This is a genomic window from Streptococcus sp. DD04, from assembly GCF_001578725.1.
Classification (GTDB): domain Bacteria; phylum Bacillota; class Bacilli; order Lactobacillales; family Streptococcaceae; genus Streptococcus; species Streptococcus sinensis.
Window position 1 is genome coordinate 56,782 of record NZ_KQ968978.1, and the last position, 1,013, is coordinate 57,794.

At 44.5% G+C, this 1,013-nt stretch carries 1 protein-coding gene; it reads left to right on the plus strand.

Annotated elements, in window-relative coordinates; translation table 11 throughout:
- Nucleotides 1–271: 271 nt before the first annotated feature.
- Nucleotides 272–1,013, plus strand: a 742-nt coding sequence (locus tag STRDD04_RS05410; RefSeq protein WP_156469065.1) for an HD domain-containing protein, incomplete at its 3' end; no start/stop codon positions are given.

Below are 1,013 nucleotides of genomic sequence, written 5' to 3' on the forward strand. Positions count from 1 at the left end.
GAGGAGGTTTATCATGTCTTTGTCTACCTTATTTGAAGTATTAGTAGCTATTTTAGGTGTGGTATCCATCGGTTATCTCATCTATGCCTATTTTGAATTTTTGAAGGATATGGTTCAGACCGAAATAAACCATCGCCTTCATCACAACCCGCCGCTTTAGAGGCGGGTTGTTTGCGTCTTTTAGCATCCTTTTAAATTCTCTGCACTTTCTGTGTTTTCATATTGATGTAAAAGTGATAAAATAGTAGGCAAGAAATCGGAGAGAATGCGCATGCCAAAAGAAATAAATTTAACGGGGGATCAGGTCGTCTCCCTTACAAGAAAATATTTAGCTGCAAAAGATGTGGCTTTTGTACAAAAGGCATTGGTCTATGCCATAGATCGCCATAGCGGGCAAACTCGCCAGTCGCAAGAACCTTACATTGTGCATCCTATCCAGGTGGCGGGCATTTTAGCTAAGCTTAAGCTGGATGCTGTTTCGGTTGCCTGTGGTTTTTTGCACGATGTGGTTGAAGACACTTCGGCAACACTAGATGATTTGGAGCAGGAATTTGGGCATGATGTGCGCGTGATTGTGGACGGAGTGACCAAGCTGGGGAAGGTGAAATATAAGTCCCATGCGGAACAGTTGGCGGAAAATCATCGCAAAATGCTCATGGCCATGTCTGAGGATATCCGTGTTATTTTGGTCAAACTAGCCGACCGCCTGCATAATATGCGGACCCTTCATCATTTACGGCCAGACAAGCAAGAGCGAATTTCGCGGGAAACCATGGAAATCTATGCTCCTCTGGCTCATCGTTTGGGGATTTCTAGTGTCAAATGGGAACTGGAAGATTTATCCTTCCGTTACCTTAATCCGACGGAGTTTTATAAAATTTCCCACATGATGAAGGAAAAACGGCGAGAGCGGGAAGCTCTGGTGGAGGAAGTTGTCCACAAGATCGAAACCTACGCAGGTGAGCGCAATCTGCATGGTAAGATTTACGGCCGTCCCAAGCATATTTATTCCA